This is a genomic window from Halopseudomonas sp., assembly GCF_038130085.1.
Taxonomy (GTDB): domain Bacteria; phylum Pseudomonadota; class Gammaproteobacteria; order Pseudomonadales; family Pseudomonadaceae; genus Halopseudomonas.
Genome location: NZ_JAYPMU010000032.1, coordinates 22,808 through 30,178, shown reverse-complemented (window position 1 = coordinate 30,178; position 7,371 = coordinate 22,808). Strand labels below are relative to the sequence as shown.

The 7,371-nt window shown below is 57.5% G+C and carries 7 protein-coding genes; all 7 read left to right on the top strand.

All coding sequences use genetic code 11. The annotated features are described in order from the left end of the window. Positions 1-221: 221 nt before the first annotated feature. The 7 genes from rnr (at position 222) to dnaB (ending at position 7,371) form a co-directional block, all read left to right on the top strand. Positions 222-2,834 (top strand): ribonuclease R, encoded by a 2,613-nt coding sequence (gene rnr, locus AAFM31_RS16505; RefSeq protein ID WP_341708998.1) that lies wholly within the window; start codon positions 222-224, stop codon positions 2,832-2,834. Between the two features lie 14 nt (positions 2,835-2,848). Next, complete coding sequence (rlmB, locus tag AAFM31_RS16500) at positions 2,849-3,598, top strand: 23S rRNA (guanosine(2251)-2'-O)-methyltransferase RlmB (RefSeq protein WP_341708997.1); 750 nt, start codon at positions 2,849-2,851, stop codon at positions 3,596-3,598. Positions 3,599-3,731: 133 nt separating this feature from the next. Continuing rightward, positions 3,732-4,157: a 30S ribosomal protein S6 gene (gene rpsF, locus AAFM31_RS16495; protein ID WP_341708996.1), complete on the top strand. Its 426-nt coding sequence runs from the start codon at positions 3,732-3,734 to the stop codon at positions 4,155-4,157. Positions 4,158-4,197: 40 nt separating this feature from the next. Further along, a complete protein-coding gene (gene rpsR, locus AAFM31_RS16490; RefSeq protein WP_083723771.1) occupies positions 4,198-4,428 on the top strand; it encodes a 30S ribosomal protein S18 in 231 nt (76 codons plus the stop codon). Between the two features lie 39 nt (positions 4,429-4,467). Beyond that, a complete protein-coding gene (locus tag AAFM31_RS16485) occupies positions 4,468-5,367 on the top strand; it encodes a hypothetical protein (RefSeq protein WP_341708995.1) in 900 nt (299 codons plus the stop codon). 18 nt (positions 5,368-5,385) lie between these two features. Further along, positions 5,386-5,832 carry a 50S ribosomal protein L9 gene (gene rplI / locus AAFM31_RS16480; RefSeq protein ID WP_341708994.1) on the top strand — a complete coding sequence of 149 codons (447 nt, stop codon included), beginning with the start codon at positions 5,386-5,388 and terminating at the stop codon, positions 5,830-5,832. Between the two features lie 135 nt (positions 5,833-5,967). Then, entirely contained in the window at positions 5,968-7,371 is a 1,404-nt protein-coding gene (gene dnaB / locus AAFM31_RS16475) for a replicative DNA helicase (RefSeq protein ID WP_341708993.1), read from the top strand.

Here is a 7,371-nt window from a genome sequence, read left to right as displayed (position 1 = left end):
CCGTGAGGCCACTAGCACCTGAAGCTAGCGTGTCTACCAATTTCACCACCTGGGCATGTCACATGAAGCTGCTATGCTGAACCGAGGTTCGTTGCTTTAGCTGTTTCGTGTTGACGGCGCGAATCTTAGATAGTCCCGGCGCACTTGTAAACCCCTGAAGCGGAAAAATTATTTTTTTAAACAGGTGCATGCAGGCTTCATTTTCGGTTCAATAGGGCCCTATGACGAAAAAGACGAAATCCCCCGGTTCGACCTCCCGGTCGGCCACCTCAAACGCTTCCCCCGATCTCGATTTGACCAAGGACTGGAGTCACCTCGACCCGGAAGCTCGGCGCGAAGCCGAAAAGTACGACAACCCCATTCCAAGTCGCGAATTGATCCTGCATCTGCTTGAGTCGCGCGGTGCGCCAGCTACCCGCGCCCAGTTGCAGCAGGAGTTTGGTCTCTCTGACGAGGAGAGCATCGAGGCGTTACGCCGACGTTTGCGCGCGATGGAGCGCGACGGTCAGGTCATCTATACCCGCCGTGGTGCCTATGCTCCGGTTGACAAGTTGGACCTCATTCCAGGGCGCATCCAGGGTCACCGTGATGGCTTCGGCTTCCTTATTCCAGACGACAACAGCGGTGATATCTTCCTTGGCCCATCGCAGATGCGCTTGGTGTTCGATGGTGATCGTGCGCTGGCTCGGATCACCGGTGTGGATCGCCGTGGTCGTAATGAAGGTGCGGTTGTCGAGGTAATTTCCCGTGCGCACGATATTTTGGTCGGCCGTTACTACGAAGAAAACGGTATTGGCTACGTGGTTGCCGACAACGCGCGTATCAATCAGGACGTCTTGATTGCGCCGTCAGCCAAGGGCGGCGTCAAGCACGGCCAGTACGCCGAGGTGCGCATCACCCAGTGGCCGACCATGAGCCGTCAGGCTCAGGGTGAGGTTATTGAGGTCGTTGGTGACTACATGGCCCCGGGGATGGAGATTGAGGTTGCGCTGCGCAGCTACGATATCCCCAGTGAATGGCCTGAAGCGGTACTGAAGGAAGCCGCCCGCCTCAAAGATCATGTAGTCGAAAAGGACAAGCAAAAGCGCGTTGATCTGCGTCATCTGCCGCTGGTTACGATCGACGGCGAAGATGCACGCGACTTTGACGATGCTATTTACTGTGAGCCGCACAAGGCGAGCGGTTGGCGCTTGTTTTCGGGTGGTTGGAAGCTCTACGTCGCCATTGCCGATGTGTCTCACTACGTGCCCCTGGGCTCGGCACTGGATGAGGAGGCAGAGCTGCGCGGCACCTCGGTCTACTTCCCCAGTCAGGTAATTCCGATGCTGCCGGAGGAGTTGTCCAACGGCCTGTGCTCGCTGAATCCGCACGTGGATCGTTTGGCGATGGTCTGCGAAATGACCGTATCCAAGAGCGGCGAACTGACCGACTTCGAATTTTATGAGGCGGTCATTCACTCCCATGCGCGGCTGACTTACAACAAGGTGTCGAGCATGCTCGAGCACCCGCGTAGTCGCGAAGGCAAGGCGCTGCGCGACGAATATTCCGCCGTGCTGCCGCACATCGAAAACCTGTATGAGCTTTATAAGGCGCTGGCCAAGGCGCGTCAGGGTCGCGGTGCGATTGATTTCGAAACTACCGAGACGCGGATGGTGTTTGGTGATGATCGCAAGATTGTCGAAATCAAGCCGACGACGCGTAATGATGCGCACAAGATCGTCGAAGAGTGCATGTTGTGCGCCAACGTGGCTACAGCGCGCTTCCTGCAAGAGCTTGAGTTGCCGGGTCTTTATCGTGTGCACGATAGTCCTCAGGCGGAAAAGATCGAGCGTCTGCGCGAGTTTCTCAACTCGCTGGGCCTGAGTCTCACCCGCAAAAAGGGCGACCCGACGCCGGAAGACTATGCCGCAGTGCTGGCCCGAGTCCAGGGGCGGCCCGATGCTCAGCTGATTCAGACGGTGATGCTGCGGTCACTCAGTCAGGCGGTCTACAGTCCGGACAATGCGGGCCACTTCGGTTTGAACTATGAGGCGTATACCCATTTCACCTCGCCGATTCGCCGTTATCCGGATCTGCTGGTGCATCGCGCCATCCGCAGCGTGATTCGTTCGCGTCGCAACACTGATCGTGTGCGTCGCGCGGGTGCCGGTGTTATGCCCAAGGCCAAAATCTATCCTTATGATCATCAGCGGCTTACCGAACTGGGCGAGCAGTGCTCGCAGAATGAGCGCCGCGCCGATGAGGCAACGCGTGATGTAGTTAGTTGGCTAAAGTGCGAGTTCATGCAGGACCGTGTGGGTGAAAGCTTCGATGGCCTGGTTACGGCGGTTACCGGGTTTGGGTTGTTTATCGAGCTGACCGATATTTATGTGGAAGGTCTGCTGCACATTACTGCGTTGCCGGCTGACTACTACGAGTTTGATGCGGTGCATCATTCGTTGATTGGCGAGCGCTCTGGCCGCCGGTTCCGCTTGGGTGATTCGGTTCGAGTTCAGGTGGCGCGGGTTGATCTGGATGATCGCAAGATCGACTTTGAAATGGCTCAGGACAAGCCCCAGGCTCAGCCTGCGGCTGATCGTCAGGTATCGGCGAGTCGTGCCATGCGTGAAAAGCTGCTGGCGGATGCCCGTCGTGCGGCTGGTGAGACTGGCTCCAGCGGCAAGTCCAATCGCAAGGGGCGCTCTGAAGGAGCTGCAGGCAAGCCTTCTTCAGCATCTCGAGACAAGACGTCCAGATCAGGCAAGCCCTCTGGCGGCGGCAAGAGTGGTGGGAAAAAAGCGGCACCAGCGGACGCCAATGCGAACCGTGGTCCGCGCAAGCGCAAGGCGCGATAGGTTGAGTGCAGCACATGAGTGATCTGGAGCGGGTATTTGGTGTTCATGCGGTACAGGCGTTGATCGAGCGTCATCCCAAGCGCGTAAAGCGCTTGTTGGTGCAGAGCGGGCGGTTGAATGAACGCCAGCAGGCGTTGTTGGGGCAGGCTGAGCAGGCCGGGCTCGTTGTCGTGCGGGTGGCGGGTGATGAGCTTGATGCGCAGACCGACGGCGTTCATCAGGGTGTGGTTGCTGAGGTGGTCGCTAGTCAGCTCTGGTCGGAGGAGATGCTGGGGCATCTGCTTGATCGCCTGGATACGCCACCGCTGCTGCTGGTGCTCGATGGTGTCACTGATCCTCATAACTTAGGTGCCTGTCTGCGCAGTGCTGATGCGGCTGGCGCGCACGCGGTCATTGTTCCGCGTGATCGTTCTGCCAGTCTGAATCCAACGGTGCGCAAGGTTGCCTGTGGCGCAGCCGAAACCGTCCCGCTGGTCGCTGTGACCAATCTGAGTCGCACTCTCAAGCAGTTGCAGCAGCGTGGTCTTTGGGTTGTGGGGACCGCTGGCGAGTCTGAGCAGTTGATTTACGATGTCGATTTCAAGGTGCCCTCGGTAATCGTCATGGGTGCGGAAGGTGCAGGCATGCGTCGTCTCACCCGTGAGCACTGCGATTATCTCGTCAAGCTGCCCATGGCGGGCAGCGTCAGCAGTCTCAACGTGTCCGTTGCTGCAGGTGTCTGCCTGTTTGAGGCGGTGCGGCAGCGCGCTACCAGCGTACGCTGAGCTCGTTCTTTCCCTTTCCCGGCATTTTCCTTGCAAGCGGGGCGGTCGTTCACTAGAATGGCCGCCCCAAACCTATGTTCCACTCCTTGCCAGACTGTTTTGGGCGGCTGGCTATAACCCGTAAGGAGCTTATATGCGTCATTACGAAATCGTATTTCTGGTTCACCCGGACCAGAGCGAGCAGGTTAACGCGATGGTTGAGCGTTACACCAAGCTGATCGAAGAAGACGGCGGTAAAGTACATCGCCTGGAAGATTGGGGTCGCCGTCAACTGGCTTACCCGATCGACAAGGTTCACAAAGCGCACTACATCATGATCAATGTTGAGTGCAGCGCCAAAGCACTGGAAGAGCTGACTGAAAACTTCCGTTACAACGATGCCGTTATCCGTAACATGGTCATCCGTCGTGACGAAGCCGTCACCGAACAGTCCGACATGCTCAAGGCTGAAGAGAGTGGTCGTGGTGAGCGTCGCGAGCGTCGCGAGCGCAGCGATGACAACGACTCCAGCGACAACGCTGACAGCAACGACACCGATGACAACGGTGACGACGAGTAAGTTTTTTCAGTTTACATTCCAGAATTAAGGAGACGCTGCCATGGCACGTTTTTTCCGTCGCAGAAAGTTCTGCCGTTTTACCGCTGAAGGCGTTAAAGAGATCGATTACAAAGATCTCAACACTCTGAAGGCCTACGTTACCGAGACCGGCAAGATTGTCCCGAGCCGTATTACCGGTACCAAGGCTAAGTACCAGCGTCAGCTGGCCGTTGCTATCAAGCGCGCCCGCTACCTGGCTCTGCTGCCTTACACCGACGGCCACGGTCGTTAATTGGTAGCCAAAAGTTATTGATCAGGAAGCCGAATAGGCATGCAGGGGCTGGCTGAGTTCATCATGCGCGGTCGCAGACAAGCCACTCTGGTAGTGGGTTTGTCGATCGCAGTACCCATGCTGTTCTGGTTCGGTGCGGTTGCAATGGCGCTTGTGCTGTTGCGCCGCGGGTGGTCGGAAGGCCTCCCGGTGCTGGTGTGGGCCTCTTTGCCTGCAGTCGCTTGGGCGCTGCTGGGTGATCCCACCCCGCTGATGGTGTTGTTGGGCTGTTCGGCGTTGGCGCTCTTGTTGCGTCAGCGCGGCGAGTGGTCGCTGGTGACGTTGGCGACTGCGCCGCTCGGACTGGTGTTTGCAGTGGTACTACTGGTTACCCTGCAAGGTCCCTTGCAAGATGTGGCAGAGCAGATCAAATCTGCGCTGCCGCAGATGCTGACCGAGTTGAGCGCGGACGTAGATGAGGCTGCAATGGCCCGCCTGCAGGCACTGATGGTGCCGCTGCTGGCAGGCTTGATGGGGGCGACCCATGCAGCCATGACGCTAGTGTGCCTGATTCTCGCACGTGCCTGGCAGGCCCGGCTGTACAACCCTGGCGGGTTTCGCAGCGAGTTTCACCGTCTGCGTTTGGCACCTTGGATGAGTATCGCGTTGGTGGTGCTGGTATTTTTTGGCCCCCAGTTTGACGCGCTGGCGATGTTGGCTCCGATTGCCACAGTGCCGCTGTTGTTTGCTGGTCTGGCGCTGGTTCATGGCGTCGTTGGCATCAAGCGGTTAGGCATCGGTCCACTGGTGGTGCTGTATGTGGCGCTGATATTCGTCTGGCAGGTGCTGTACCCCCTGATCATGTTTTTGGCGTTTATTGATAGTCTGTTTGATTTCCGTTCCCGTCTGCAGCCGGCCTCCGGTGCGGGTGGAAACGATGACTCAAACGGTCAAGGTTGAATTTAAGAGGTCATCGCAATGGAAGTTATCCTGCTCGAAAAGATCGCGAACCTGGGTAACCTGGGCGACAAAGTCGCTGTTAAAGCTGGTTACGCTCGCAATTTCCTGCTGCCTTTCGGCAAGGCTACTCCGGCTACCGCTGAAAACGTTGCCGCGTTCGAAGCTCGCCGCGCCGAACTGGAAAAACTGGCTGCAGAGAAGAAGGCTGAGGCTGACGCCCGTGCCGCTCAGCTGGCTGAACTGACTGTCACTATCGCTGCTAACGCTGGCGAAGAAGGCAAGCTGTTCGGTTCCATCGGTACTCGCGACATCGCTGACGCTGTTACTGCTGCTGGCGTTGCTATCGAGAAGAGCGAAGTTCGTCTGCCCGACGGCGCTCTGCGTACCGTAGGTGAGTTCGACGTAGTTGTGCAGCTGCACACCGACGTAGAAACCACCGTCAAGCTGGTTGTTGTAGCCGGCTGATAACGGTTTGCCCTGACAGCGCCTGCCTGTGGCGGGTGATTTGCCTCGGCATTATCGTTAGACTTGTCACACGGCGCCTGTCTCCGGACAGGCGCCGTGTTGCATTTCTGTACCAGCCGTTTCGAGCATCCGTTCATGACTGAATCACTCTATACCGAACACCCAGAACTAGATCTGCAGACTGCTGCATTAAAGGTTCCGCCGCACTCGATTGAGGCCGAACAGGCCGTGCTCGGCGGTGTCATGCTGGACAACATGGCGTGGGAGCGGGTTTCCGAGCTACTCGGCGAAAGTGATTTTTACCGCCACGACCATCGAATGATCTTCAAGGCGTTGATGCGGCTTGCCTCGCGTAATCAACCGTTCGATGTGGTGACGCTGGCGGAGGATCTCGACAAGGAAGGTCTGATTGATCAGGTAGGCGGTCTCGCCTATCTCGGCCAGTTGGCCAAGAACACTCCCTCAGTTGCCAATATCAGCGCCTATGCGCAGATCATTCGTGAGCGCTCCACGCTGCGGCAACTGATCAGTGTCAGCACCGAGATTGCTGACACCGCCTTCAATCCCAAGGGAATGCAGGCTACCGAAGTGCTCGATGAAGCCGAGCGCAAGATTTTCTCGATTGCTGAAAGCCGCCCAAAGACCGGGGGCCCGGAAGGCGTCAACACGCTGCTGACCAAGGCAATTGATCGTATCGATACGCTGTTCAACAGCGAGGGTTCGATTACCGGTCTCTCAACCGGTTTTACCGAGCTGGATAATATGACCTCTGGTCTGCAGCCCGCTGACTTGATCATCGTCGCGGGTCGCCCCTCGATGGGTAAGACGACCTTTGCGATGAATCTGGTCGAGAACGCAGTGATGCGCAGTGACAAGGCGGTACTGGTGTTCTCCCTTGAGATGCCAGGTGAGTCGCTGATCATGCGTATGCTGTCATCGCTTGGGCGTATCGATCAGACCAAGGTGCGTTCCGGTCGCCTGGATGACGAGGATTGGCCGCGCCTTACCTCTGCTGTGAACATGCTGAACGATCGCAAGTTGTTTATTGACGATACAGCCGGCCTGTCGCCGATGGAGATGCGTACTCGCGCGCGCCGTATCGTTCGCGAGCACGGCGATTTGGCGCTGATCATGATCGACTACTTACAGCTGATGCGTATCGGTGGTGCCAGTTCCGAGAACCGGACCAACGAGATTTCCGAGATTTCACGCTCGCTCAAAGCGCTGGCCAAAGAGTTCAACGTGCCGGTTATCGCGCTGTCGCAGCTCAACCGCTCGCTTGAGCAGCGCCCCAACAAACGTCCGATCAACTCCGACTTGCGTGAGTCCGGGGCGATCGAGCAGGACGCCGACGTCATCATGTTCGTCTATCGTGATGAGGTCTATCACCCCGATACCCAGGACAAGGGTATGGCGGAATTGATCATCGGTAAGCAGCGTAACGGCCCCATTGGTACCGCACGGATGGCGTTTTTGGGCAAATACACCCGATTTGAAAACCTCGCACCCGGTTCCTATTCCGGTTACGGGGAGGAGTAA